The 26,336-nt window shown below is 59.9% G+C and carries 22 protein-coding genes and 1 pseudogene; 14 read left to right on the top strand and 9 right to left on the bottom strand.

Annotated features, from left to right (window positions below; all coding sequences use genetic code 11):
- Positions 1-435 precede the first annotated feature (435 nt).
- The 3 genes from GEI7407_RS01490 to GEI7407_RS01480 all read left to right on the top strand — a co-directional run bounded on the left by GEI7407_RS01490 (position 436) and on the right by GEI7407_RS01480 (position 3,552).
- A complete protein-coding gene (locus tag GEI7407_RS01490) occupies positions 436-987 on the top strand; it encodes a pentapeptide repeat-containing protein (RefSeq protein ID WP_015170358.1) in 552 nt (183 codons plus the stop codon).
- 116 nt (positions 988-1,103) lie between these two features.
- A complete protein-coding gene (locus GEI7407_RS01485; protein WP_015170357.1) occupies positions 1,104-1,916 on the top strand; it encodes a carbon-nitrogen hydrolase family protein in 813 nt (270 codons plus the stop codon).
- 160 nt (positions 1,917-2,076) lie between these two features.
- Positions 2,077-3,552, top strand: coding sequence for a cation:proton antiporter (locus GEI7407_RS01480; RefSeq protein WP_051030824.1), 1,476 nt, complete (start codon positions 2,077-2,079; stop codon positions 3,550-3,552).
- A gap of 130 nt (positions 3,553-3,682) precedes the next feature.
- Here GEI7407_RS01480 and GEI7407_RS01475 read toward each other — a convergent pair whose 3' ends face one another.
- A complete protein-coding gene (locus tag GEI7407_RS01475; protein ID WP_015170355.1) occupies positions 3,683-4,249 on the bottom strand; it encodes a cyclase/dehydrase in 567 nt (188 codons plus the stop codon).
- Between the two features lie 288 nt (positions 4,250-4,537).
- The gene (locus tag GEI7407_RS21750; RefSeq protein WP_255347599.1) at positions 4,538-4,663 is read right to left on the bottom strand and encodes a hypothetical protein; all 126 of its coding nucleotides are present in this window, start codon (positions 4,661-4,663) and stop codon (positions 4,538-4,540) included.
- A gap of 45 nt (positions 4,664-4,708) precedes the next feature.
- Between GEI7407_RS21750 and GEI7407_RS01470 the strand changes: the two genes are divergently transcribed.
- Positions 4,709-4,891 carry a hypothetical protein gene (locus tag GEI7407_RS01470; RefSeq protein ID WP_190274214.1) on the top strand — a complete coding sequence of 61 codons (183 nt, stop codon included), beginning with the start codon at positions 4,709-4,711 and terminating at the stop codon, positions 4,889-4,891.
- A 46-nt stretch (positions 4,892-4,937) separates the two neighbouring features.
- Entirely contained in the window at positions 4,938-6,263 is a 1,326-nt protein-coding gene (locus GEI7407_RS01465) for a DUF58 domain-containing protein (RefSeq protein ID WP_015170353.1), read from the top strand.
- Positions 6,264-6,274: 11 nt separating this feature from the next.
- On the opposite strand, the gene GEI7407_RS01460 is transcribed toward GEI7407_RS01465, so the two are convergent.
- The gene (locus GEI7407_RS01460) at positions 6,275-7,156 is read right to left on the bottom strand and encodes a M23 family metallopeptidase (RefSeq protein ID WP_041268589.1); all 882 of its coding nucleotides are present in this window, start codon (positions 7,154-7,156) and stop codon (positions 6,275-6,277) included.
- A 250-nt stretch (positions 7,157-7,406) separates the two neighbouring features.
- Here GEI7407_RS01460 and GEI7407_RS01455 point away from each other — a divergent pair, with 250 nt between their 5' ends.
- Together GEI7407_RS01455 and GEI7407_RS01450 are read left to right on the top strand one after the other, a co-directional pair.
- Positions 7,407-7,775: a lipopolysaccharide assembly LapA domain-containing protein gene (locus GEI7407_RS01455; protein ID WP_015170351.1), complete on the top strand. Its 369-nt coding sequence runs from the start codon at positions 7,407-7,409 to the stop codon at positions 7,773-7,775.
- 369 nt (positions 7,776-8,144) lie between these two features.
- Positions 8,145-8,969, top strand: coding sequence for a segregation/condensation protein A (locus GEI7407_RS01450; RefSeq protein ID WP_015170349.1), 825 nt, complete (start codon positions 8,145-8,147; stop codon positions 8,967-8,969).
- Positions 8,970-9,001: 32 nt separating this feature from the next.
- Here the strand turns inward: GEI7407_RS01450 and GEI7407_RS21895 are convergent.
- Positions 9,002-10,273 (bottom strand): annotated as a pseudogene (locus tag GEI7407_RS21895) (RNA-guided endonuclease InsQ/TnpB family protein).
- A gap of 300 nt (positions 10,274-10,573) precedes the next feature.
- Between GEI7407_RS21895 and GEI7407_RS01440 the strand changes: the two are divergent.
- On the top strand, positions 10,574-11,749 hold the full coding sequence (locus GEI7407_RS01440) for a sugar phosphate nucleotidyltransferase (protein ID WP_015170348.1): 1,176 nt from the start codon (positions 10,574-10,576) through the stop codon (positions 11,747-11,749).
- A gap of 211 nt (positions 11,750-11,960) precedes the next feature.
- Positions 11,961-12,917, top strand: a complete 957-nt coding sequence (locus GEI7407_RS01435) for an NAD-dependent epimerase/dehydratase family protein (protein WP_015170347.1) — start codon at positions 11,961-11,963, stop codon at positions 12,915-12,917.
- Here the strand turns inward: GEI7407_RS01435 and GEI7407_RS01430 are convergent.
- On the bottom strand, positions 12,914-16,813 hold the full coding sequence (locus tag GEI7407_RS01430; RefSeq protein ID WP_015170346.1) for a hypothetical protein: 3,900 nt from the start codon (positions 16,811-16,813) through the stop codon (positions 12,914-12,916). The two genes, GEI7407_RS01435 and GEI7407_RS01430, sit on opposite strands and share 4 nt — an antisense overlap.
- An 87-nt stretch (positions 16,814-16,900) precedes the next feature.
- The gene (locus tag GEI7407_RS21890) at positions 16,901-18,583 is read right to left on the bottom strand and encodes an RDD family protein (RefSeq protein WP_015170345.1); all 1,683 of its coding nucleotides are present in this window, start codon (positions 18,581-18,583) and stop codon (positions 16,901-16,903) included.
- 113 nt (positions 18,584-18,696) lie between these two features.
- On the opposite strand from GEI7407_RS21890, the gene GEI7407_RS01420 reads away from it, so the two are divergent.
- Positions 18,697-19,683, top strand: coding sequence for a stage II sporulation protein M (locus GEI7407_RS01420; RefSeq protein ID WP_015170344.1), 987 nt, complete (start codon positions 18,697-18,699; stop codon positions 19,681-19,683).
- Here GEI7407_RS01420 and GEI7407_RS01415 read toward each other — a convergent pair.
- Complete coding sequence (locus tag GEI7407_RS01415) at positions 19,680-20,879, bottom strand: glycosyltransferase family 4 protein (protein WP_015170343.1); 1,200 nt, start codon at positions 20,877-20,879, stop codon at positions 19,680-19,682. The genes GEI7407_RS01420 and GEI7407_RS01415 overlap by 4 nt on opposite strands.
- Positions 20,880-21,237: 358 nt before the next feature.
- On the opposite strand from GEI7407_RS01415, the gene GEI7407_RS01410 reads away from it, so the two are divergent.
- Positions 21,238-22,038 carry a DUF4344 domain-containing metallopeptidase gene (locus GEI7407_RS01410; protein WP_015170342.1) on the top strand — a complete coding sequence of 267 codons (801 nt, stop codon included), beginning with the start codon at positions 21,238-21,240 and terminating at the stop codon, positions 22,036-22,038.
- Positions 22,039-22,111: 73 nt separating this feature from the next.
- On the opposite strand, the gene GEI7407_RS01405 is transcribed toward GEI7407_RS01410, so the two are convergent.
- Together GEI7407_RS01405 and dusA are read right to left on the bottom strand one after the other, a co-directional pair.
- Positions 22,112-22,846 carry a glutathione peroxidase gene (locus tag GEI7407_RS01405; RefSeq protein ID WP_015170341.1) on the bottom strand — a complete coding sequence of 245 codons (735 nt, stop codon included), beginning with the start codon at positions 22,844-22,846 and terminating at the stop codon, positions 22,112-22,114.
- A 138-nt stretch (positions 22,847-22,984) separates the two neighbouring features.
- Complete coding sequence (gene dusA / locus GEI7407_RS01400) at positions 22,985-24,019, bottom strand: tRNA dihydrouridine(20/20a) synthase DusA (RefSeq protein ID WP_015170340.1); 1,035 nt, start codon at positions 24,017-24,019, stop codon at positions 22,985-22,987.
- A gap of 257 nt (positions 24,020-24,276) precedes the next feature.
- Between dusA and GEI7407_RS01395 the strand changes: the two genes are divergently transcribed.
- Genes GEI7407_RS01395 through GEI7407_RS01385 form a run of 3 tightly spaced genes read left to right on the top strand, consistent with a single transcriptional unit; the run spans position 24,277 to position 26,304 of the window.
- On the top strand, positions 24,277-25,005 hold the full coding sequence (locus GEI7407_RS01395; protein ID WP_015170339.1) for a hypothetical protein: 729 nt from the start codon (positions 24,277-24,279) through the stop codon (positions 25,003-25,005).
- 52 nt (positions 25,006-25,057) lie between these two features.
- On the top strand, positions 25,058-25,687 hold the full coding sequence (locus GEI7407_RS01390; protein ID WP_041268586.1) for an ACP phosphodiesterase: 630 nt from the start codon (positions 25,058-25,060) through the stop codon (positions 25,685-25,687).
- A 23-nt stretch (positions 25,688-25,710) separates the two neighbouring features.
- The gene (locus GEI7407_RS01385) at positions 25,711-26,304 is read left to right on the top strand and encodes a DUF2059 domain-containing protein (protein WP_015170337.1); all 594 of its coding nucleotides are present in this window, start codon (positions 25,711-25,713) and stop codon (positions 26,302-26,304) included.
- Positions 26,305-26,336: the final 32 nt, after the last annotated feature.

Below are 26,336 nucleotides of genomic sequence, written 5' to 3'. Positions count from 1 at the left end.
TTGAGGCGCTAGAGCGGCCGGATACCGTCAAGATTCCAGGCTTGCGATCGCCTTTATCAACCCATGCCTCTTTAACGCCCCATCTTAGGGTCAAAATTCCCTCAGAGAGGGCCGTGTCTCCCTATCTATCGGAGTAACGAACCCTAAAGGAAAGTTTAAGTAGCGTTATTTTATCAACACATTATTTTACATTACAGGACTATTGCGCTGCCCCAAGTCGATGCCTGTTTCGAGCCTGGAAATTGCGATCGCCCCTTGTTTATCGAGCCGACCGGATACCGCTCAGACCCCTGACTTGTCGACGCAGGTGCTCTTGGCTCAAAGCATCCCCTGAGGCCCTCGTTTTGGACCCTTTCAGAGAGTCATTTACCGTTCGTTTATTTTTGAGCACTCGCTGACCTACTGACGCTGTCAGCGAAGCACATACAAATCACAATGCAAAAAGTTAGTCCAACCGACTTCCTCCTGCAATACGCTCAGGGAAAGCGAAACTTCGATGAAATCGACTTGAGAGAAGCCAATTTATTCAACGCAAATCTAGAGGCCGTTAGCCTGCAAAACAGCGATTTGCGATCCACCTATTTGCCGTACACCAACCTCAACAAAGCCAACCTCCAAGGGGCCAAGCTCCAAGGGGCCGAAATGAGCGATGCTCAGCTCTACCAAGCCAATCTCGCCGGAGCGGACCTGCGTGGCAGCAACTTGAGCCGAGCAACCCTGCGCTACGCCAGCTTGCAGCAGGCCAACCTCCAGGGCGCCAACCTCCAGGGCGCAGACCTCTACGGCGCCAACCTCCAGGGCGCCAATCTCCAGGACGCAGACCTGCAGCGAGCCGACCTCGATCAAGCGACCCTGAAGGCGACCATCTTGGCCAACGCCAATCTGTTTCGAGCCCAAAACATCGACTGGACAGGGGCTGCCGTGGACTCTATGACCGTATACCCCGACGGCTATCGCCAGGGAAGCGATCCGCCAGAGACGCCCTGAGGGGCAAAGGAGGCGATCGCTGTGCCCAGCGCAAACCCCTGTATTCGCCGTGGGAGAGCCCATAATAAGATCTAAAATGAGAAGCCTATCCCACAAGCGTTTGAGCGAAATTATCAATGAAGTCCTACCTGGCGGCAGCAGTCCAAATGACGAGCGTGCCTGATCTGGCCAAAAACCTGACACAGGCAGAAGAACTAATTGATCTGGCAGTGCGCCAGGGGGCAGAAGTCGTGGGCCTGCCCGAAAACTTCTCCTTTCTCGGAGATGAAGCCGCCAAGGTCGCCCAGGCAGACGCGATCGCCCAGGAAAGCGAAAAATTCCTCAAAACCATGGCCCAGCGCTACCAAATCACCCTGCTGGGCGGCGGTTTCCCCATCCCCGTGGGCAACGGCAAAGTCTACAACAGCGCCCTGCTCATCGGTCCAGATGGCCAAGAACTGGCCCGCTACGAAAAGGTGCACCTCTTTGACGTGGACCTCCCCGACGGCAACACCTACAAAGAATCCGCCGCCGTCCTGGCCGGTATCAAGCTGCCCAGCGTCACCCCCAGCAAAGACTATGGCAACCTAGGACTCTCGGTCTGCTACGACGTCCGTTTCCCAGAGCTCTATCGCCACCTTTCCCAGATGGGCGCCGAAGTCCTGTTTGTGCCGGCTGCCTTCACCGCCTACACCGGCAAAGACCACTGGCAGATCCTCTTGCAGGCCCGGGCCATCGAGAACACCTGCTACGTGATCGCGCCCGCCCAGACCGGCAAGCACAACACCATGCGCCAGTCCCACGGCCACGCCCTGATCATCGATCCCTGGGGCACCATCTTGGCTGACGCCGGTGACCAGCCGGGCGTGGCGATCGCCTCCATCGAGCCCAGCCGCATCGAGCAAGTGCGCCGCCAGATGCCCTCCCTCCAGCACCGCGTTTTTCTGTAGTTGCGATCCTTGGACCGCCCCTTGAGTCTCACTCACAAAATCGCCCAGGCTTTATGAGGCTGGATTTTTAACTTTATTACTTGGGCTCAACCCATCCCTGAGACCCATGTGAGACTGGCGAGAAACCGGTACAGTGGAAAAGACGATTTCTGCGGAGCCGATGGTCGATTCCACTACATGGGTGACGTCCTTCGTCCCAAATTTTCCTCTACCCACACCGCTCCTCGCCACCGCCTCTGCCGAAGCAGGCCCCATGATCCTAGCCGGGGTCCTGCTCAGCTTAGTGGTGGTCTATCTGGCCAGCAAGCTCGGCGGAGAGCTGTGTGCTCGCATCGATCTGCCTCCTGTTTTGGGAGAACTCGTTGGCGGGGTCGTGGTGGGGGTTTCAGCCCTTAACCTGCTGGTGTTTCCCGAAGGAGGCGCCGACAGCAGCAGTTCCCTCATCATGTCTTTCCTGCAAGCGACCGCAGGACTCACGCCAGAGGCCGCAGAGGGAGTTTTCCAGGCCCAAAGCGAAGTTATCTCAGTCCTTGCTGAGCTCGGGGTCATTATTCTGCTTTTCGAAATCGGTCTTGAGTCTGACCTCAAAGAGCTGATTCGGGTTGGCCCCCAGGCTGCCGTCGTGGCCGTGATTGGGGTCACCATCCCGTTTGTCGCCGGTACCGTCGGCCTGATTTATCTGTTCAACGTGCCCACGGTTGCCGCAATTTTCGCTGGGGCCGCCCTCACGGCGACCAGCATCGGCATCACGGCCAAGGTCCTCGCCGAAATCCAGCAGCTGAGTTCTCGCGAGGGCCAAATCATCATTGGCGCCGCTGTCTTGGATGATGTCCTAGGGATTGTGATCCTGGCGGTGGTGGCGAGCCTGGCCAAAACGGGCGAAATCGAAGTCAGCAATGTTATTTGGCTGATTGTCAGCGCTGGGGTCTTTTTGATCGGCGCCATTTTGGTGGGTCGACTGCTGAGCCCGCTGTTTGTCGCGCTAGTCAACAAGCTGAAGACGCGGGGCCAGCTGCTGCTGAGCGCCTTGATCTTTGCCTTTGCGCTGGCCTACATCGCTGCGGCCATTAACCTAGAGGCGATTTTGGGTGCCTTTGCGGCGGGCCTGATCTTGGCGGAGACCGAGAAGCGTCATGAACTCGAAGAGCAAGTGATTCCCGTGGCCGACATCTTGGTGCCGGTCTTTTTTGTGTCGGTCGGTGCCAAGACGGACCTGAATGTCCTCAATCCGGCGGTGCCCGCGAACCGCGAAGGCCTGATCATTGCCAGCTTTTTGGTGGTGGTGGCCATCATCGGCAAAATCTGCGCCGGGGTCGGAGCCTTTGGGAAAGAGAAGGTCAACCGCTTGGCCGTCGGGGTGGGCATGATTCCCCGGGGCGAAGTGGGTCTGGTGTTTGCTGGGGTCGGCGCGGCCAGCGGCGTGCTGTCGGAGTCGCTGGACGCCGCCATTATTGTGATGGTGATTGCGACGACGTTTTTGGCGCCGCCCTTCTTGCGAGTGGCGTTCCAAACGGGAGAGAAGGCGAAGCCTGAAACGGCGCCTGCTCTCGACAGTGCGGCGGGTGAGGCGATCGCCCTGGACGCCAGCGCCCCCGAGAAGGCAGCAGAAGCCGTCCAGGAGTCTTCGCAAAACTAGCGATCGCGCCTTTCCTAGACTGGCTCTGGCAATTTTTGCCATTGGGCAAAACAAAACCCCGCACCTCATACAGGGCGGGGTTTTCGCATGAGACAAATAGTTTGAGAGGGCTCAAGGGTTGGGGTCTTGGCTAGGAGCCAGGACACAGGGTCCGCCGCATGTTGCGCATGTTGGCGGGCAGCTCGAGCTGGAGCGCCTGCTGCACCACGAAGGACGGGACCGGAATCGACGGCGTTGCGCAGACGCTGTAGGTCATCAGCGTGCCCGCTTGCCAGTCTTGCAGATAAAGGTCTGCCGAAAAATCAACAAAGTTGCCGCGCTCTAGGCGAAACTCGATTTTTTGCTGCGATCGCTCTGTGACGCGCAGATAGATTTCGACCTCGGCGGTCAAAAAGAGAAACGCCTTGCGCGCCATTTGGTAGATGCGCTTGCAGGCTGGATTGTCGGCATCGACGGCGAGCAGGCGGCTGTTGGTGATGTCGGTGAAATAGTGAACCCAGCGAGAGTAGTTGGTGAGCTGGCTCCAAGCAAGGTCGCGGGCCATCGGCAGATACATCTGGGCGGTCGCTGAGCCGCCGCCGCTGGGGTGCACTTGGGGATGGAGCAAAATCTCGCCCCGGTGGACTGCGCTCTGCTGCCCTGCGCTGACATTCCAGTGGGCAAAGGCATCAAAGAAACTGGGCGTAGAAACTACCATGGTGAAAAGCCTGAGGAGAAGGAATTGGGATGCTGGAGAAGCAGGATCCATCAGGGTCAAGCAAAAGGCTCAAAGGCTGGGCAACTGAAGCGAAAAGGTTGGGCCCATGCAGTGACATCTAATAATCCAAGACAATTGAAAACCACAGGTAACGACATCCGTATTAACCCTAGGTTTGAGTCTGCGTGATGGAGCGAGGTTCCGGCATTCCTTCCAAACCTTAGCGAGGGTTGGCTAAAAAAGGGGCGAATGGTCAATGAAGATTCAGTTAACATTGCCACCAAAACCCTAAAGGCGATCGCCCGCGCCTTCCCTCAGAATTTCCTGATATTCGGGCACTGCCCCATGGACCACGCCTTTCCTCAAGTCTGCGATCGCCCCTAGGCCCGCCCTTTGGCCCAATGAGCATTCCACCCCCATGTCCCCAGGCCCTGACCACCGTCTACTACCCCTTTGACCGTGAAACTGAGACCTACCACTATCGTTTTTTTGATCGCCCTCAGCAGTACGCTGATCGTCTGGGTGCTGCGGGGCATCAAGCTTTTGAGCTTCATGCCGGGAGCAGTCTTGTGGATTTTGATTCTCTTTAGCGTCATTACCGGCATCTTGGCAGGGATCGATCGCACGCGACGCCGTTACTAGTTCTTGGTTCTCGAGTTCACCGCTTTTTCAGCCCTGGAGCTGCCCCATGATTCCAACCTGGCGCGTTTATGGTCTGCTGCTGGGCGCGATCGCGATCGCCGCTCTCATCGCAGCCTTGGGGGATCTGCGCACCAGCATCATCGCGGTCATCGCCTTTGATGTGGTCGTGCTGGCGCTGATGGCCATCGACAGCTGGCGGGTGCGGTCCCAGCGAGTCACCGTGGCGCGCCAGCCCCTGCGGCGGCTCTCTATCGGGCGAGACAACACCGTGCACCTCACGGTCCAGACCGGCAAGCGCCCCGCCGAGCTGCAAATCCGCGACGGCTACCCAGAGGTCGTGGCAGCCACGCCGCCGATCCTGACGGCCCGTCTGCCAGCGCAGCACAGCGAAGAGCTCACCTACAGCGTCCGGCCCAGCCAGCGGGGCGAGTTTGCCTGGGGCGCAGTCCAGGTGCGCCAGCGGGGCCCGTGGGGGCTAGCGTGGCACGACTGGAGCATTCCCCAGCCCCAAGCCGTGGCGGTGTATCCTGACCTGCTGGGCCTGCGATCGCTCTCTCTCAAGCTCACCCTCCAGTCGGCGGGCTCGATTCGCCAGAGCCGCCGCTTCGGCATGGGCACCGAATTTGCGGAGCTGCGCAACTACAGCCAGGGCGACGACCCCCGCCTGATCGACTGGAAAGCCACCGCCCGCCGAGCCCATACCCAGGATCAGTCTCCGTTTTTGGTCCGGGTTTTGGAGCCCGAGCAGGAGCAGACCCTGCTGATTTTGCTCGATCGCGGTCGCCTGATGACTGCCCAGGTCCAGGGGCTGAAGCGCTTTGACTGGGCCCTAAACGCGGCGCTGTCTTTAGCGACGGCTGGCCTCCATCGGGGCGATCGCGTGGGGATTGCCGTCTTCGATCGCGAGATCACCACCTGGATCCCTCCAGAGCGCGGCATTGAGCAGCTTCCCCGCTTCATCGAGCGCCTCACACCCCTCCAGCCCGTCTTGCTCGAGCCGGACTACCTGAGCGCCGTCACCACCATCGTCAACCGCCAAACTCGCCGCGCCCTGGTGGTGCTTCTGACTGACTTAGTGGATCAGACCGCATCGGGTGAGGTGCTTTCGGCCATGGGCCGCCTTGCGCCCCGCTATCTTCCGTTTTGTGTGGCGCTGCGAGATCCCCGCATGGACGAGCAGGCCCACACCACCACCCAGAGCATCGAAGCGGCCTATGCCCGAGCGGTCGCCCTGGACTTGCTGGCCCAGCGCCAAGTCGCCCTCGCCAGCCTGAAGCAGCGCGGCGGCCTCGTTCTCGACGCGCCCGCTCACCAGGTGACCGATCAGCTCGTGGAGCAATATCTGCGCCTCAAGGCCCGCAACCAGCTCTAGGCAAGCGGCTCCTAGGGACGGCCCATTTCGCGCAGGTAGGGCTCTGGATCCTCCGCCACCCAGCCCAGATCCGAGTTGCGCCGCACCTCAAAGTCCAGGGACGGACTGGGGAGATTGCCTTCCCCAACGGCTCCAACCACGTCCCCCGCTTTCACGGTTTGGCCAGTTTTCACCTGCATGCTCGCCAAAAAGCCGTAGCGGGTTTGCAGGCCGCCCTGGTGATTGATCACCACCAGGTTGCCGTAGTTTTCCCGCATCCCCACGAAGGCGACTGTGCCATCGCCCGCCGCGTATACGGGCGTCCCTGCGGCGGCCTGGAGGTTGACGCCACTGTGGAAAGCCACCTCGTTGGAGACGGGATGCACCCGCCAGCCGTACACGTCTGCGACCTGGGCAGCGCTGGGCAGGGGATAGCGGGTGAGATAGCGCTGGGGGGTCGGGGGCGCAGCGGCGTACTGAGCGCCTGGGGTGTTGGGTGACCAGTTGACCCCCGGCACAAAGATCGTCGTGGGGGAGGCGACACAGCCGTTGACCTCGAAGAGGGCGTCGGCGCGGACGCCATAGGTATCGGCGACGTCTCGCCAGGTTTGGCCCGCTGGCACCACAACGCGAATGCCGTTGTAGGGGGGCACCAAAATTTCTTGGCCGACCGGCGCTTTGCCGCTGCGCAGGGCGGGGTTGAGGCCCATGAGGGTGGCGGGCAGCAGACCGTAGGCCTGGGCAATGCTGTCGAGGGTTTCGCCGGGGGCGATGGTGTGGCGGACGACGCGGGACAGGGCGGGCCGGGGGCACAGAGACTGATCGCTGGCGTCTTGGGCGATCGCCCCTTCCGAAATCGCCAGGACGATCAGGCCAGCCAGGGACGCGAGGAACGCAATCGACTTAGCAATCATGAATTTATGCAAGAAACTGAGGGAGGACAAACGCGGCGCTGAAATGACTATCACTAGCCAGTCTAGACAGTGAAATTCGCGATCGGGTTTCAAACCCTCACCCAGTCGCCCCAAAAGGCGATCGCCCGCCAAAATCACGCTTCTCTCGTCAAAAGACTAGACAGCGCAATCGACCAGACTACAATGGGGCTGGCGAATTGCGCCGTTCCCATCAACCCTCCGCAACCCGTCAATTTGAGGAGTCCAGACGATGCGACAAATCAATTTTCTGATTATTTTTGTCATGCTGTTGGCCTTGGTGCTGTTCAGTCTCCAAAACACCGAACCCGCCCTTATTCGGGTGGTAGAAGGCGTGCAGGTCCAGGCCCCGCTGTGCGTTGAGCTGATTTTGGCCATGGGCGCCGGAGCCGTTCTCGCGTGGATCTTCAGCGTGTGGACGCGCATGCAGCGCCTGATCGAAGCTCGAAAAGACATCCAGGAGATCCAAAACCGGGATGTGCGGATCCAGGAGCTTCAAGACGACATCGAGCGCTACAAAGTGGAAATCAACGAGCAGCGCAGCTTGCCGCCCGCCGAAAATAGAGGCGACGGCGAGACCGTCGACGCCTACGCCAGCTAGCCCTCTAGGCGGGCTCAGTCAGCCGCCCCTGTGGTATAAAGACGGGATATTCTAAGCCTCGGCTGGCTGGCCCCGCCTCCCTGAGGCCCTTGGTCCTGGGTGCGGTCACAGGACTGCATCCCGCGATCGCCCTTTGCCCTTGCTGATTGCGGTACTCCCCATGACCCCCACCGACTGGATTACTCCCAGCAGCCTTTGGAGCTTGTGGGTTCCGCTGAGTTTGCTGGGGCTGATTGTGGCTGCGGCGGTTTATTTTGTGCGCATCACGCCCCGCTAGTCGCCCCTAGGCGGGCTTGCTAGGCCTGCCGCGATCGCCTTTGACCCCCGACTTTCTGCCAGATGCGGGAAAGTCTTCGCCAGGACGCAACCATGACCGCTTCCCTCGCTCAACACGCGATCGCCATGCTCATCGACCTGGCCGAACGGGGCGAAATCAACCCTTGGGACGTCCAGGTCATCGACGTGATCGACCGTTTTTTGAGCGAGCTGAAGCCCGTCGAGACCCAGGCCTTCGATCGCGCCGCCTACGAAGCCGAACTGTCGCGATCGGGCCAAGCGTTTCTCTACGCCTCCATGCTCGTCCTGCTGAAAGCCGACAGCCTGGCGCGCCTCGAAACCGACGAAGCCGAGGCCCCCGCCGAGGTCGAAGAATTTTTTGAAGACTTTTCGCCCCTGGGCAGCAATCCGCTGCCCCTAAACCTGGAGCGCCGAATCCGTCGACGGGCCGTCGCTCGGCCGCCCCAGCAGCGCCGCGTCACCCTGCCAGAGCTGATCGAGCAGCTGGAGCTGATCGCCGTCGCCCTGGAGTCGCGACCGCCCCGGCCCCGCACCCGCCGCATCCCCAAACAAAGCCGCAGCCAGACCGTCCGGGCAATCACGCAGCTAGCCCACCAGGAAAACCTGACGGAGGTGGCGATCGCCCTGGAGACCCTGCTGCGCGACCAGGGAGACGCCCTGCACGCAGAGCGAGAATGGCTCGATTTTGATCATCTGCTGACCCTGTGGGCCGACTGCGGCCACGAACTCGCCAAACCGAGCGATCGCGTGGGGGTTTTCTGGGCCTTGCTGCTGCTATCGGCCCAGTCCAAAGTCGAGCTGCTGCAAGATGATTTCTACCAAGATCTCAAAATTCGTATCCTAGAGCCCGCCCTCGAAGTCGCGCCCTCCGCCTATGGGCAGGTTGGCGCTGGCTAATTGTGTCACGTGACATCCTCCCGACGCTGACCCTACGGGTACAGCGAGGGCTTCCCAACCTCGCGATTGGATATTCCTGCCCCACGCCACTTATCTAGGTCATAGACCCCCGACAGACCGACTTGGCAGGCTGTTTCCTTTCCCCAGAGTCCCTGGGCTACTACGTTCTCTAGTCCACGGTGCAAAACCATCTCTGCTGCGGCATGGTCACGATGTGTTCGATACCCACACTCAGGACATTGATGCTCTCTGATTCCCAGACCTTTGCTGACAGTAGCAAGGCAGGACGGGCAGGTTTGGCTAGTCCCGTTGGGATTGACCGTCGCAAAGTACACCCCCCGTTTCCAGCAGACCCATTCCGTCAGAGACAGAAATTGCCCAAAGGCAGCATCAACGCAATCTTTTCTCAGTATTCCTCGCGTCAACCCTTCGACGTTGAGGTCTTCTGCAAAGATCATCTGTGCTTGGTCGCAAAGCTTGTGAGCCGTTTTCAAGTGAAAATCTTTACGACGGTTCGTAATCCGGTGGTGCATCCTGGCCACTTTGACCTGCGCCTTTTCCCAGTTTTGAGAACCCTTCTGTTTTCGCGCCGATCTGCGTTGCAGCAATTTCAGCTTGCGCTGCATCGACTGGAAAAATTTAGGACGCTCCTGGAAACTGCCGTCCGAAGCTGTCAAGAATCGTTCCAATCCTAAGTCAATGCCAATCGCTCGACCATAAACTGGGGCATCGGGAACCGACACATCCGATTCAATGGTGATAGCGACATACCACTGAGTCCCTCGCACTTTAGATAAGATTCACGCCTGCTTTACCTTGAAGCCTTCTGGAATGGGGCGATGCAGGTTGATCGGTACTTCCCCGATCTTTGGCAATTTGATCGTGAAGCCATCGATAGGGTTGTCCTTGAACTGGGGGAACACAAAGGACTTGAACTGACCAAACTTTTTGAAACGCGGGAATCCATGTCCACGCTTCTGAAACGCTTCCCAGCTATCGTGCAGTCTACGAATCGTAGTTTGCAAAACCTGAGAATGCACCTTGCCCAAGTGCGGGAATTGCTTCTTAGCTTTGGGCAGGTTGTTTTGTTGGCGATGGTAGGACGGGAACGGCTCATTGGCGGGAATGATATATTCCTTTTCGAGCGAACACCTGTCTACCGAACACTTACGCGAAGCAATCCAGTCTTTGAGTTCGCACAAAGCGTAGTTATACACGCCTCTACACGTCTCAAGCCACTCCAACAGCTCTGTCTGTTGCGTGACATCTGGATAGATTCGGTAGGTGTAGTTCATTGTTAGCATGGCTATCGTTGACCACAAGTTATGGCTGCTGGTAAATGCTCGTCTCATCCCCAGCGAGGGGAATCGACAAGCGCGGGGAGTCCATGTATTCCGATGCTAATGCTTCGCATACAGCGCGGGACTGATAGCTCCCCAAACCCCTCGTTAGTTAAAATGGGCCAGACGACAAATAACGACGCAACCTAAGTGATTTGACTTAGGCCGTCCGCCAGACAAGAGCCGTCGTACCTGAGACGCACCCCAGGGTTGCACTGAACCCAGAACCGACGTTAATGGCCTAGCGCTAAGAGACCCAAATTTATGAAAGCCATGATCCTGGCAGCGGGTAAAGGAACCCGTGTCCGTCCCATCACCTACACGATTCCCAAACCGATGATTCCCATCCTGCAAAAGCCAGTGATGGAATTCTTGCTGGAGTTGCTGCGCCAGCATGGCTTCGACCAAATTATGGTCAATGTCAGCCACCTCGCCAACGAGATCGAGAGCTATTTTCGAGATGGCCAGCGCTTTGGCGTTCAGATTGCCTATTCCTTTGAGGGACGCATTGTCGATGGCGAGCTGATGGGTGAAGCCATCGGCTCGGCGGGCGGTATGCGCAAGATCCAGGATTTTTCGCCCTTCTTTGATGACACTTTTGTGGTGCTGTGCGGCGACGCCCTGATCGACCTCGACCTGACGGAGGCCGTGAAGTGGCACCGCGAAAAAGGGTCGATCGCCACCATCGTCATGAAATCAGTGCCCCGCGACGAGGTGTCGAGCTACGGGGTGGTCGTGACGGACGAGTCTGGCCGCATCCAGGCGTTTCAAGAGAAGCCCTCTGTGGAAGAGGCCCTCAGCACCGATATCAACACCGGTATCTACATCTTTGAGCCGGAGGTGCTGAACTACATTCCCTCAGATGAGGCCTTCGATATCGGGGGGGACCTGTTCCCCAAACTGGTGGCCGCAGGGGCACCCTTCTACGGCATTTCGATGGACTTCCAGTGGGTGGACATCGGGAAGGTGCCGGACTACTGGCGGGCCATCCGGGGCGTGCTGGCGGGCGAAATTAAGAACGTGTCGATTCCGGGGCATGAGGTGGCTCCTGGCATCTACACGGGCCTGAATGTGTCGGTGAACTGGGACAAGGTAAATATCCAAGGCCCGGTGTACATCGGCGGCATGACCAAAATCGAGGACGGCGCGACGATCATTGGTCCGACGATGATCGGTCCCAACTGCTGCGTGTGCAGCGGCGCGACGGTGGAGAGCAGCGTGATCTTCGAGTATTCGCGCTTGGGTCCGGGGGTCCGCTTGGTGGACAAGCTGGTGTTTGGTCGCTACTGCGTGGACAAGACGGGGGCAACGATCGACGTGCAGGCGGCGGCCCTAGACTGGCTGATCACCGATGCGCGTCAGGTAATGCCGTCCCATCCTCCGGCGGAGCGCCAGGCGATCGCAGAATTGCTGGGAGCAGACGGCGTCGCTCGAACCTAGGGCCGCCGCGCCATCACCAGCCCCGCGAAACAAAGCCGGTTCAGCGGGGTGCCAGGAAGGGAGTGGGGGAAACCTGCACTCCCTTCCTGGGCAAAATGCTCTCAGGGCGCGTTGTTAGCGGGCGATCGCCGGGAATCCTGAGCCTGTCGCCTTACTCTGCGGCCTTTTTTCGTCTCGGTTCAGACAACCCTTTTTTCTATCAGGTCTTTCTATGCCAACGAGCGTCGTCACAGGAGCTGCGGGATTTATTGGCTCCCACCTTGCCGAAACGCTGCTCCAGCGCGGTGAGCAAGTCATTGGCATTGACCAGTTCAACGACTACTACGACCCCAGCCTCAAGCGCAAAAATGTCGCCGCGCTACAGCAGCACCCAAATTTTCGGCTGATCGAGGGCGACATCCAGGCCCAGGACTGGAGCAGCATCCTGGAAAGCGTGGACGTGATCTACCACCAAGCGGCCCAGGCGGGCGTGCGGGCGAGCTGGGGTAAGGGGTTCCACGACTACACCGAGCGCAACATCAGCGCTACCCAGATTTTGCTAGAGGCTACCAAGGACGCCCCCAAGCTGCGGCGCTTTGTCCACGCTTCTACGTCGTCGATCTACGGGGACGCCGAGACGCTGCCCACCACAGAGACGATGTGCCCCAAGCCGGTGTCGCCCTACGGCATCACGAAGCTGGCGGCGGAGCAGCTCGGCCTCCTATACCAGAAAAATTTTGGGGTGCCTTTCGTTTCGCTGCGCTACTTCACGGTGTACGGCCCCCGGCAGCGGCCAGATATGGCGTTTCACAAGTTTTTTCGGGCGGCGATGCTGGATGAGGCGATCGCCATCTACGGGGATGGCCAGCAGACTCGGGACTTCACGTTTGTGGCGGATGCGGTGGCCGCAAATCTAGCCGCTGCTGAGGCTCCCGCAGGGGAGGCGGTGGGAGAGATTTTTAATATCGGGGGTGGCAGCCGGGTCGTCCTCGCGGAGGTGATCGACACGATGGAGCGCATCGTGGGTAAGCCGATCCAGCGCCAGCACATTGGTCAGGCAATGGGGGATGCTCGCCACACGGCAGCCGATGTCTCTAAGGCGCGATCGCGCCTCGGCTACAATCCCACCGTGCCCCTCGCCGAAGGCCTCACCCAAGAGTGGGCCTGGATCCAGTCACTCTACAGCTAATCCCAAGCTTCTAGTTCTTGGAGCCAGTTGCGGACCAGGGCTAGGACTTGCTCCCGGCGCGTCTCGAAGGTAGCCGCCAGCCAGATCAGGAAAATGCCGAGGGTGAGACCGATGATCCACTTTGAGAACGGGTACTGACCGATCAGCACCACGAGCTGGTAGAACACCGTGGCCACAAAGGTCAACGTGCCGATATAGAGGTAGGCTCGCACCCGCAGGGCTAGGCCCAAAAGGACCGCCACCAGACCAATCCCGCCAGAGACCAGGCCCGTCTGCTGATTGACGAGGGCGACGATCGCCAGCAGACCCAGGGCCGCCGTGCGGAGGGCGTGGCGCTGGCCTTTGGCGTCGCGCCGTCGGAGAGCTGGATCTACCTGGGCCACGTAGAGCAGCGGGAGACTGACCAACGCCACATAGAAAAGAAGACTGGTGAGATTTTGGCCAAGCAGCCAGCGCAGCGCCCAAAAGTCCAGAACCGCGATCGCTCCGTAGGTCAGGCGGATCTCTCGGCGGCGCTGCGCCATCCAGAAGTAGCTCGCCGCGACAATCAGCAGACTGACATCGCCGGGCAAAGACAGCGTGAGCACCAGGGCGATCGCCGGTAGAGCCGCCGCGCTCCGAAACCAAGGCCGCGCAGGCCAGCCCCAGCGCTCCCAGGGCAGCTCGATCAGCAATACCGCCACACCCGCCGCGATCGCCGCCCACCAAGGATCGAGGCCTCGCAGGGCGGACCAGCCCAGCCGGACATAGATCAGCGTGGCGATCGCCTGGGCCACGCCCAGATAGACCCAGATGCCCTGCTGGATTTGGCGAGCCCGCAGCAGGGCGTACAGCGACAGACCCGCCCCAACCACCAGCCCCAAGCCGATCAGCTGCGCTGTCTGGTCAGGCGTGAAAACCTGGACCGTCAAGAAACTAGTCGCCAGCATCAGGAAGACGCTGCCCAGCACCCAGTGCAGATCCGCCGCCAAGCTCAGCTCAGGGGCCGTCAGGCCCAGAAGGCGATCGCGCCGCTGGACCCACCCAGTGGCAGCAGCCTGGTAGAGCGCGGCGATCGCCCCCGCCACCAGCGCCAGCACCACCAAGCCATCGGCAGGGCTGCCACCGGGCATCTGGCTGAGGCGATAGATCACCAGCTCGTACCAGCCCAGGGTGCAGGCCGCCAAGGACGCGTAGGTCAGCAGCGAGGAGCGATCGCGCTGGCGCATCACGCTCAGGCCCACCACCCCCGCCACCAAAAACAGACCGCCCGTCCAGGACGTCCAAAGCCCCGCCCGAAATCCCAAGGCCAGCAGAGCGCTCAGCAACGGCAAAATCCGGACGCTCCACAGGACCGGTCGCCGTCGCTGGAGCACCTCCGTCAGCCCCAGCAAAGCCAGGGCCAAGGCTCCATTCGCCGCCGCGATCGCCAGCACCGAGCCGCCTTGCAGCTGCACCAGCACAATCACCAGCAGCTCCAGAGCACAGGCCCCCTGATAAACGCCGTTGTCGGTGGGAGCGCCCCAGCGTCGCCAGAAGCTGCACACCAGCAGACCCGCGAGGGCGATCGCCGTTATGGCCGACAGCGGCACCTCCGCCGTCATGCCGAACTGCTGCACCGTAAACCGCACCAGCAGGCCCGTCGCACAGGACAAGAGCACCACAAAGGTCACTATGTCCGCCCAGACTTCAGCCGATCGCCCGTATATCTGGGCCAGGGGCTGGGAATAGCGGATCAGGCTGCGCATCAGCGCCGACAGCAAGCCCACCGCGATCGCCCCAATCAGCAGCCAGCTCTCCCAAGACAGTAGAGGCGCTTCGGCAAAGATCAGCAAAGCGGCTCCCAGCACCACGCCGCCCACCGCCACCAGCGCCAGCCAGAGCGATCGCCAGTACACCGTATTCCACAGCAGCAGCCCCGCCGACAGCAGCAGCCCGATGCCGTGCAGCCTCGGAAGCCCCAAAAACAGCAGTTGGGCCGCTCCCAACGCACCCACACTGAGCTTCAGTCCGGTCCAGCGCTCTGGCTCGGGCTGGCGGGCCGCCCTCAGGGTCATTCCCCCGGGCACCAGCAGCCAGATCAGGCTCCACATCGACGGGATTGCCGGGTGCCCCAGCCAGGGCTGAAAGAGAGGCAGCAGCAGCAAATAGCTCACACCCGACAGGATCAGGGCCAGACGCCCAGCGCTCACGCGCCAGTACTCCCAGCGCTCACCCACACTGAACCACAGCTCCAGCAGGGTCACACTGACCGCCAGGACGGCCCACACCTCAGGCGCGAGGTTCGTCAGCAGGCTCAGCGTCATCGCCCCGATCAACAGCCCCACTGCATGGGTGAGGCTGACCAAGGGCTGAGTCTGGCCGCGCCGCCGCAGCTCCCACAGCAGAGTGACGCCGATTTGCAGCAGATTGAACAGGCGCAGAGACGGACTGGCCACGGAAATCAAAAACAGGACCGTGCTCATGCCTAGGGCGATCCAGTCCGTCAGGGAAGCCAGCGATCGCTGCTGATTCTTGGCCAGCCAGGCCCGCAGCCGCAGCACCGCCCAGATATAAGGAAACATCACCGGGCCGATCAGCGCCCAGGGCGTCGCCGAGGCCTGGAAAACGGTGAGCAGTTGCTGCGTCACGCCATCGCGCCAAGGCTGGGGCAGCAGCAGCCACGCCAGATACACAATTTGCAGCCGCACCAGCAGCAGCACCAGCAGATCCGCCACCTGCCAAAACCGCCCCAAGCGCCGGTGGAGCAGCCACAGCGCCGACGCGCTGACCAGCAGCGCCTGCCAGGGCGGCTGAGCCGTCACCGACACCAGCCAGCCCCCCAGCAAGAGAAGGCCGCCGATCAGTTCCCAGACATGCCAGGAGGCGTCCTCCGTCTCGAACTGCTGCTCTGCCAGCCACGCCAGCAGAGTACCGCAAATGCCCAGCGCCAGGCCCAGCTGCGCCAGGGGAAGCTGCGCGGTGACAATGGCGCGGCCCAACAGCAGCACCAGCGCGTAGATCACCAGCAATCCGGCCAGGGGCGGCAGAGCCGGGGCTGCGGCCTCTCGGGCATTGGGCGATCGCCCGGTTTGCGATCGGGTTTGCTGCCAGAAGGTAAACAGGGTCGTCCCCACAGTCCCCACATACACCGCCACCAGCGGCATACCGTCCAGACGCCAGCCCCAGTGCAGATAGGCCAGCCCCAGCAGGTTGATCACGGGCCAGCGGCCCAAAGCCAGCGCCGCCGGGGGCGATCGCAGGCTCCAGGCCAAACCGCTCAGCCCCACCGCCGCCAGCAGCACCACCAGCCATTCCCAGGGCTGCTGCCACAGATCAAAGCTATCCATCGCCCAAAAGTTCACCGGCACCAGCAGCAGCACCGCGATGTGCAGCGTGCGGGCCGTCAGGCGCAGGTTTGCTTGGCGCGCCGCCCAGCGCCCCACCCCCCAAAACACCACTGTGTAGGCCGCCAGCACGCCATACTGGCCCACCGCCGGAAAGCGCGTCCACTGCGTCGCCGCCAGCACCCCCGACGACACCACCACCAAAAACACGCCCAAAAACAGGAGCCAGCGCAAGCTCAGCTCCGCCATAAAAGACTGCAAAACCTGCGTCACCAGGCTGGGCGCTTCGGCTCGGGCCGGGGGACGGGATTGGGAGCGGCGGGCAGGGGTGCGAGGCTGGGAGACATCGGGCAAAAAGCTGCGATCGCCCCCTTCAGCCGCCGCCGCGTCCGCCGCTCGCGAGGGTACACTGCTCTGCTGGGGCAGCGGCTCCGGGATCAGACAGCTGAGGGAAGTGCGGGCAATCTGGAGAATCTTGGCTTCGCTGATCAGCCCAAGGGCGATCCACGCTTCAAGGCCCTGCAACAGCACTGCCTCATGGGCAGCGATCGGAATTTCCAGGCGAATTGAGCGATTTTCCGGAGCAGTCATAGACCACAGCCTTTTTGCGGAGCGGTGTATGCCCATGATGGCGGCGATCGCCACTTTGCCCAGATTTTCTGTGCCAATTCTTCAAGATCAACGTCCCCGTGATCCTTGGCGCTGGTAGGCCAGATACACTGCCTCCAAAAAGACATCCGGGCGCACCCGCTGGGGCAGATCTCCCAGGGCGATCGTCTCCTTGATCGATCGCGCCAGCTCCAGATTGAGCTGCGATCGCGCCGGGGGCAGCAGCGACTGCCGCCGCTGCAAATAGGACCGCACCACCGCAAACTCATCCGGCGACAGCCGCGACACATCTCCCAGGCTCATCACCTGCTCCACCAGGCCTTCTCCCTCCGGCGACACCACAAAATTCGTGGCCGTCAGCGGTCGATCCTCCTGGATCACCACCGTCCCCGCCACCCAGTCGCCGATCCGCTTTTCGCGCTTGCCCAGGGCCACCAGCAGCGATCCCACTAGAAACAGATCGTCCACCGGCCGCATCAGCGATCGCAGCGCCGACTGACCCAGCCCGACCCTGCGCCCGTTATCGCGGATCACCCGCAGCCGCAGCAGGCGCTTGCCCGGCGTCTGGCCCTGCCACAGCGTCTCAAAAAACACAAAATAGCCGGTGTAGACGGAGTAGAGCAGCAGCAGCGCGATCGCCAGCAGCCACTGCCCCAAGGAATCTAGATTGTCTGAGCCGAGCCAAAACTCCAGCAGATTGAACAGCTGCTCAGCAAAAATGCTCAACAAAATCAGCAGCACACTCAAAACCAGCCCCAGGATCAGATAGTCCGTCACCAGGGCCAAAGCGCGATTGCCGATGCCCGCCAGCGTGAATTCCAGCTCCACGCTCTCCGGAGTTTGCAGACGCACGCGATTAAAAAACCGATCGGCTAGCACAACCTTGTTGCTAAGCGACAGATCCAGGCCTTCTTGGCGCGATCGCACGTCGTAGTAGAGCACGGCTTTCACCGCCTGCCACAGCATCGTGATCAGCGCACTCAGCCCAAAAAACAGAACCAGATTGATGACCGTGCTAATCACCGACACCGACGTCGGTTCGAGCGAGAGCCACTCCCCGACCAACAGCGCCGCCACCGGCAGCAGCTGGACCACGACATTCACCGGCAGCGTCACCAGCAGGAAAATCAGAAAGAGGCCCTGAAGGCGCAAGGCGATCGGCACTCCCTGGGTCAACCGCCAAGATCGACCGATCGCCTTCACCGGATCGACCGATGGCTCCACGGCCAGCACCACCTCCGGGATGAAAAACCGTCCAACCAGCCAGGCAAACAGGGCCGCAATTAGCATCAAAACGAGCAGCGGCAGCACCACAAACAGAAACAGCGCCAGCGCCCAGTTATTGGTAATGTCTGCTAGAGAATTTTGAAACGCCACGGCTCCAATACCAGCGAAGATCCCTGCCAGCAGCACCACCGCTACCAAAGCCGCGATCGCGCACGCCCCAAACAGCAGCGACACCAGCAGCCCCACCGTAAAGAAATTCCAAAGATCGTGATCGATCGATTCTCGAGTCGACTTCAGGCTCTCGGGCTGACTCGTCAAGCGATCGTAGGTTAGGCGGGAGATCAAAGCGCACAGCGCCGAGTACTTGGCCCAGCCATAGATCGGCACCAAAATCCATAGCCAGGCCACCAGCGCCGTCCGAAAAAACAGCTTGGGGTAGGCTCGACACACCTGCACACCGACGCTGACAATGTCTCCCACACTAAGAGCGCGCAGAGAACTGGTTGATTGTTGGTCCGCGGCCATTGCTCGTCCTTCGCGATTCAGACAACATCGAAAGATGCCGCTATCCTAGGCTAGGCTAGGCCCAACTTCGGCAAAAGTCTTAGCAAGACTTCAGAAATTTCAGCACTATTTTTATGAATATTCAGCGGTGGATTGCGCGGCGGGAGAGCGACTGGAAGCAGCTTGACGCCTTGCTGAGGCGGGTCGAGCGGCGGGGCCTGCGCACCCTCAAGGCCGAGGAAATTCAGCAGTTGGCCAGCCTCTATCGCTCAGCCTCCGCTGACCTTGCCCGAGCCCGCACCCATCAGGTGGGCGAAACCCTGGTTCGCGAGCTCCAGCTGCTGACCACGCGGGCCTATACCCAGGTGTACCAGGGCTCGCGGCGGCAGGAATGGCGATCGGTTGTCCAGTTCTATCGCTGGGGCCTACCGGCGGTGATTCAGCACACCTTCGGCTACACCCTGGCCGCCACGGGGCTGTTTCTCGTGGGCGCGCTGGTGGCGTGGTGGTTTAGCTGGCGAGATCCGTCGTTTATGGCGCTGCTGGTGCCCAATCAGCTAATTGAGATGGTGCGCGATCGCCAAGAGCTGTGGATGGGCTCCATCGTCGGCATCGAGCCCCTCGCCTCCAGCAACATCATGATCAACAACATTCAGGTGTCCTTTGGGGCAGCGGGCGGCGGCATCACGGCCGGGCTCTACACCGCCTTTCTCATGGTCTACAACGGCCTACACATCGGCGCTGTGGCCACCCTGGTCGGCCAAAACAACCTGGCGTTTCCCTTTTGGGCCTTTGTGTTTCCCCACGGCGCCCTAGAGCTGCCCGCGATCTTCTTGGCAGGGGGCGCAGGTCTGCTGATTGCCCGTGGTCTCCTGCTGCCCGGAAAGCTGCGCCGCCCGGACGCCCTGAAGTACTACGGTCTCCTCGGGGCGCGTCTGGTGTTTGGCATCGTGCCCATGCTGGTCATCGCTGGGATCATCGAGGGCTTTTTCTCGCCCAATCCCGGCATTCCGGACCCGGTGAAGTACCTGGTGGGCATTGGTTTGCTGACGCTGCTGGTTCTCTACGGCAGTCAGGCGATTCCTGCTGAGGTCCGGGAGCAGGCGACGCAGGTCGACTAGCGATCGCCCGCCAGCACCGGCACCCGCGTCCCCGCTGGGGCCAGGGCCTCTGCGTAGACGGCGTCTAGGTGGCGACTGGCTACCTCTGAGCTGTGGTGCGATCGCGCCCGCTCTAGGGCATTGCGGCTGAGGCTTTCATACACCGCATCCCGGTCTGACCGATTCCAGAAGGTGGCCAGGGTCTCGAAGGCCTGATCGGCTAGGCGATCGTAGGTGGCATTGAGGACATCCCAGTAGTCTTCTGGGGGCAGGGTTTTGCGAGACTGCCAGTCGCGCCACATCTGGTTTTCGTCCACCGGCAGCGGCAGGAGATACCCCGTTTTTTCGTGCTCGATCCACTCAGGAACTGCGCCAATATTGGTGGCGATCGCCGGGGTCGCTGTGGCCAAGCCTTCGATAATGCTGTAGGCGCAAATATCTTGCAGCGTTGGCAATAGCTGAAAGTGACAGGCCTGAAGTTTTCTCAGCACTTCAGCATTGGGCAATCGTTCTGAAAAAGTGATATTTTCCAGGGTCAAAAGTTCTAGGTCAGCCGCATATTTTTGGCGATCGGGAAAGTCCGTCGGAATCCCTGCGCCTATTTTCAGATCTGAAACAATTTCAATCGTGATCGGCAGCTTTTCTTTGAGGAGTTTCTGGGCCAAGCGAAGGGCTACAATTCCTCCTTTGCGCGCCAGATGGTGCCCCACAAACAGCAGTTTGAGCTGAGGCTGGGTCGCAGAGAGGGTTTTAGGCGCAGACACCTGGATCGGGGCATTGGCCGGGATCACGGTCAGCTTGTCAGCGATGCTGGGCGATCGCCCGCCCTCGGCCCAGCGCTTGAGAAATCGCCCCTTGGCGTACTCCGAAGACGCAATGATTTTGCGGCAGTTGGGCAAGGTGAGGCGATGGCACAGCAGGCGATCGAGGGCCTGAGCCGCCATCCCCTGGTGGCTGGCGTAGATATGGGGCAAAAAGAGCTCAAAACTGACCACAAAAGGCCGCTGAGTATAGGGAACTGCCTTGAAGCCGTGGATCAAATCGTAGGGTGCTGCAATGGGTTTCCAGGTGCCGAGGGCTTCGAAGGGGGGCCAGAAGCGATCGAGGGAATAGCGGCCGGTGGGAAACTTCTTGGGAAATAGCAGGGTGTTCTCGGAGTGATGCGCCCAGTTGTGGCTCATGAAATGACGGCTGCCAATCATCAAGATGGTGGCCATAAGTGGAGGCTCCTAGGGGCATAAGAGGCGGTTTAAATCTAACGCGATCGCCCCAAAATACACCTGCCAAATTGCAGACTTCATCTCGCTTTTATTTCCTTAGATAAGCAATTTCAGCATGCTTTCTTTTTTTAGGAGAGGCCAACGAAGTCAAGCTTTAATTCAACAGAAAATCATTTTTTATATTGCAGTTGACTGTAAAAATTCTGAGTCAATACTTCCTTAGAAGTACGATTTATTGCTTATTTTTTCTAAAGGCGATCGCCCTTTCCCCAGCAAGATTTTTCCTGTCGCGCCTTTTGGCAGGCTTTTGGGCACTCTAGGCCTCGTATCTGGCAATTTTTCTACTGAGTTCCCTATGGAATTTTTGCGTTCTTGCGCTGTAGCGTGCTGTGTCTTGGCGATCGCCCTGTCAGGCTGCGAGACCGTCGATAGCCTGGCGGCGAATAGCGAGACCCTTGAAGACGCGGGCGACTTTGTCCTGGAGTACCAGCCCGTCGAAGATCCAGAGCTGCGAAGCATTCGGGAAATCCTTGAGAGCAGCGAGTTCTATGACGGCCTCGTCGCCGACCTAAATGAGACCTTTGCCCTGCCCCAGGATGTGCTGATTTCCTTTGATGCCTGCGACGAAGAAAACGCCTACTACGACGCCGAAAATTCCCAAATCACGATGTGCTACGAGCTGATTCGGTACTACGCCGATGCGTTTGCGGCGGATGAGGAGCGCGAGACCGACTACGAAACCGAGGTGCTCTACGCCGGATTTTTCACCTTTTTCCATGAGCTAGGGCATGCGCTGGTGGACCAGTACCAGCTCCCCATCGTGGGCCGCGAAGAAGACATCGTCGATAATTTCGCGGCCATCTTGCTCACTGAGAGCGAAGAAGAAGACGCCGTGATCGCGGCCATTGAGCAGTTTGACTTGGACGCGGCAGCCGAGGCCGAAGAGGAAGATCTGGCCTTCTGGGATGAGCACAGCCTCAGCGTCCAGCGGGGCTACAACATGACGTGCCTGCTCTACGGCAGCGATCCGGAGAGCTATCAGGACTGGGTCGAGGCGGACTGGCTGCCGGAGGACCGGGCCGCGCAGTGCGAGGCCGAGTATGAGCAGGCCATCAGTAGCTGGGAAGCGCTGCTCGAGCCCTACCGCAAGCCCTAGACGCCCGCCTCAGCCACAAAAAAAGCGATCGCTCAGGGCGATCGCTTTCTGCAACAGGGAACGCTGAAAAACTTTAGACCTTGCTCAGGTACTCAGCGAGGGCTTCGGAGCCGCCAATCAGATGACCGTCGATGTACACCTGGGGCACCGTGGTCGAGCCCGTCACCGCCCGCAGCGATCGCGTGGTGATGTCGGTCCCAAGGACGATTTCTTCGTACTCCATGCCCTTGGACTTCAGCAGCTCTTTGGCGCGGGCGCAGTAGGGGCAGCCTTCCTTGGCAAAGAGGGACACCAGCTTGGGACGAGCGGCCTCGGGGTTGAGATATTGGAGCATGGTCTCAGCATCAGAGACCTTGAAGGGATCGCCGGGCTCCTCCGGCTCGATGAACATTTTCTCGATGACGCCATCCTTGACCAGCATGGAGTAGCGCCAAGAGCGCTTGCCGAAGCCCAGGTCCGCCTTATCCACCAGCAGGCCCATGCCAGCGGAGAATTCGCCGTTTCCGTCGGGAATTAGCCGAATATTGCTGGCTTCTTGGGATTTAGCCCACTCGTTCATCACGAAAGCATCATTCACCGACAGGCAGATGATGTCGTCCACGCCGTTTTGCTTGAACACGGGGGCGAGGTCGTTGTAGCCGGGCAGGTGGGTCGCAGAGCAGGTGGGGGTGAAAGCTCCCGGGAGCGCAAAGACAATGACGGTCTTGCCGCTGAAGAGTTCATCGGTCGTGACATCGACCCAGTCGTTGTTCTGGCGGGTGCGGAACGTGACGCTGGGGACGCGTTGGCCTTCGCGATTCGGCAGCATGAATGACTCCTTTTGAGGGCGAGTTGAACGTCAGAATCTCAATGAATAAAGCGTACTCGTAATGAGTCCGACTTGTCAAGAAGATTTTTGACCGGGCGCAGGGCAGGCGATCGCCTGTTGTAATATCAAATTTCGACGCTAGGGTGCCTCTAGCGCGAGGCTGAAAGGCGATCGCGCCGTCTCGGGCAGCGCCGCCAAAATCACCTCTGGCCCCGCTCCCACCCGGCACGCGTTCTCGGTGATGTGGCGCTTCCAGGCGCGGCTACCGGGCTGCCCGTTAAACAGTTGCAGCATGTGGCGGCTGATCCGGTTGAGCTTGAACTGGGGACCAACCCAGCGGGCAATGTAGGGCACCATGGCCTCGGCCACGGCTTGGCGAGTCGGCGGCTCGACGGCTTGACCGTAGAAGTCGCGATCGACGGTGGCGAAGAGAAACGGATGGTCGTAGGCAGCGCGGCCAATCATCACGGCGTCCACGCGCTGAAGATGATCGCGGGCCTGCTCCAGAGTCGTGATGCCGCCATTAATCTCGATAAATAGGTGGGGAAAGTCTTGCTTGAGCCGGTACACGTCGTCGTAGCGCAGGGGCGGCACGTCGCGATTTTCCTTGGGGCTGAGGCCCTGGAGCCACGCTTTGCGGGCGTGAACGGTGAAGTGACGGCAGCCCGCTGAGGCGACGGTTTCCACAAAAGCGGTCATGTCTTCGTAGCGATCGCGATCGTCGATGCCGATCCGGTGCTTGACGGTGACGGGCAGCCGGGTCACGGCCTGCATGGCCGCTACGGCCTCGGCGACGCGCTCGGGCTGGGCCATCAGGCAGGCCCCGAAGTTGCCGCTCTGGACGCGATCGCTCGGGCAGCCCACATTCAGGTTGATCTCGTCGTAGCCAAAGTCCTCGGCAATGCGGGCACACTGGGCCAACTGGGCCGGATCATCACCGCCCACCTGGAGCGACAGCGGCTTCTCTTCAGGGGAAAATCCCAGCAAATGGTCGCGATCGCCGTGAATAATCGCCGCGCTGGTCACCATTTCGGTATACAGCAGCGTGCAGCGGGTAATTTGGCGCAAAAAATATCGAAAATGGCGATCGGTACGGTCCATCATCGGCGCAATGCTCAAGGGATTGCCAGTCACCACCGATGACCCAGACAAGTCAGAAAAAGACACAGACATCCAAGCAATAAAGGTCGTCGTACAACACTCTAGCCTAGGGCACCCCACCACCACTCAGCGCCGAAACCCCTGGAGGCGATCGCCATTATCCAGGGCCCGCCGAAAGAACGCGATCGCGCTGCTTCCTATCAGCCAATTCCCTGCTTCAAAATCACAGTCTAGGCATAAGGTTAACAAGATTTTAATTTTCGAGATTTGATTAACAGCAGTGCTATTCTGAGTTTTTATTTCAAAGTCAAAGGGAAAATCTTCTCTGCATGATTTCGGAAATTCGCGACGCCACCCAAATATTTGTTAAAAATTTTGGACTTCTAAGCGCCTTAAAATTAACGATTTGGCTGCCAGGATCCATTTTACTGGTCTATTTGCGGCTCTACGTCTTTCCGGAGATGATGGGAGGAGATGAAGCGCGAATCTATCTTCAGGAATTGAGGATTGCCAACATCATTGAGCTAGCCTTTGGCCCCTTTTATATCGGCGCGATTCTCCACGCGGCTTCCCAGTTCCAGCAAGGCCAGCCTCTCAGCTATGGCGTATCCATGTCCCACGGAGCCCGCAAAAGCTTTAAGCTGCTCCTGACTCGCATTTTAGTCAGCGTCATTACGATTCTTGGCCTGATTGTTTTTATTATTCCAGGTATTTTGCTGGCGTTGCGGCTCTCTTTTACCGATGCGATCGTCGTTTTGGAGGGTGCCACGGGTCTACAGGCCTGCAACCTGAGTCAAGAACTCACAAAAGGCAAGAAATGGGATATTTTCCTAACAATAATCCTGATTTTTGTCGGCCTAATTTTAGGCATGATTCTCTTCATTTCATTTCCCTTAGGACTTCTCAATCAAGATCAGAATTTGATTGTTCAAGTTCTGTCTGAATGTATTTACCAGATTCTCTTCATTGTTCCGGTTTTGGTCTTGTTTATGTTTTATTGGAATGCCAAACACGCAGCCGCTGAAGCTCCAGCAGCGGAGACAGATTGGCAAGCTTAAAGCCCCACTCCCAGCCCATCCATGGCCGGACCCACGGATGGGCGATCGCACGATGAACTTTTTGGCACACCTTTATCTGGCGGACCCCACCCCCGAGGCCCTCATGGGCAGCCTGCTGGGGGACTTTGTGAAGGGGCAGCCGGACGAACGCTTTGGGGCAGAAGTGATCGCGGGGATTCGGCTGCACCGGGCCATTGACCACTTCACCGACCACCACCCCACAGTTTTGGCCAGCAAGCGCCTGATCAGCCCGCTGCGCCGCCGCTTCGCTGGCATTATTGTCGATGTGGTCTACGACTACTGCCTGTGTCAGCACTGGTCCCGCTTTTCGAGCGGGTCGCTGCCAGGGTTCATCGCAGCGACCTACAGCGCGCTGGCGCAGTACCAGGGATACCTGCCCGAGCGGGCCGCGATCGCCGTTCAGGCCCTGATCGCCGAGGACTGGCTGAGCTGCTATGGCAGGCTCGACGGCATCGGCCACACCCTCAACCGGATCTCGCAGCGCATCAAGCGCACCAACTCCCTCGCAGGCGCGATCGAGGAGCTAGAAGCCCACGAAGCCGCCCTGTGTCAGCACTTTCTGGACTTTTTCCCGGCCTTGGTCCAGTTTGTCAACGAGCGATCGTCCGCTTCGGGCACCCCCCTCTGGAATCCACCGTCACCGCCCCGTAGCCCTTGTTAAAACTTCTTGGGAGATCTTCGATTATGCGCCTCTGGTCTTGGACTACTAGCCTTGCCCTGGCCACCCTGATCGGGCTGCCCACCGCTGCCCGCGCCGAGGCGACCCCGAGCGCCCCGGCCCCCGCCACCCAGCCAGCCCAGGCACCCCTCTCCGCCGAAAAGCGCGCCCTGATCGACCAGCTCATGGAGCTCACCGGCGGGCGCAAGCTCTACGAGCAAACCATGGCGGTCACCCTAGAGCAGGCCCGCATGAGCCTGCCCCAAATCTTGCAGGGGATGGCCGGCACCCAGATGAACGCCAATCAGCAAACTGCTCTCGAAACCCAGTCGCAGCAGATCTTCGATAAGCTAGCCACCCGCATGATGGCGGCGGTCACCTTTGATGAGCTGATGAGCGAGGTGTACTATCCGCTCTACGACAAGTACTTCACCGTCGAAGACCTGCAAGACATCATTGCCTTTTACCAGACGCCGACGGGCCAGCGCCTGATCCAGAGCCAGCCACAGCTGATGCGCGAAGCCACCGAGCGCAGCACGGCGCTGATGACGCCGCGACTGATCAAGATCATGCAAGAAACCCTGCAAGAAGAGCTCCGCCAGCCAGGAAACGGCAACTAGCACGCTGTTGCTAGGGGTGTTCTTCTTAATTT

Source organism: Geitlerinema sp. PCC 7407 (genome assembly GCF_000317045.1).
Taxonomy (GTDB): Bacteria; Cyanobacteriota; Cyanobacteriia; order PCC-7407; family PCC-7407; genus PCC-7407.
The sequence above is the reverse complement of the archived record's forward strand: the minus strand, read 5'-3'. Positions and strand labels throughout refer to the sequence as shown.